The following is a 335-nucleotide window of genomic DNA, read 5'->3' on the forward strand; positions in this document are numbered from 1 at the left end:
GTCGTCAATATCCCCGAATTCGATGCCTTTCTCCTTTAGCAGCTGGAGTTGGAATCCGATGCGTTGTTCTGAAAAGAAACGGCCCCATTTTTTATGCCATGGATTTGGTTGAAGTGTGCTGCCGATGAAATTGTCTTGGTCACAACCAAACTCTTTTTGCTCACCCCATTGATGAAGTTTGGCAAGCTGGACACCAAAGTCGTAACTGTTGTTGCCTGTCTCAAGTGGTTTAGTGGGCAGATAGTTGAGAATGATAAATGAACACTCTTTAGTTTTACCAATCAGCACCAGCTCAGGCACGTAGACGGTGGAAGTATCTCGTAATAAACGAAGGT

At 44.5% G+C, this 335-nt stretch carries 1 protein-coding gene; it reads right to left on the bottom strand.

What is annotated here, in order from left to right; all coding sequences use genetic code 11:
• Nucleotides 1–335, bottom strand: a 335-nt coding sequence (locus A3712_RS07295) for a fructosamine kinase family protein (protein ID WP_197465800.1), incomplete at both ends; no start/stop codon positions are given.

The sequence above is a fragment of the Vibrio sp. HI00D65 genome (assembly GCF_001635455.1).
Classification (GTDB): Bacteria; Pseudomonadota; Gammaproteobacteria; order Enterobacterales; family Vibrionaceae; genus Vibrio.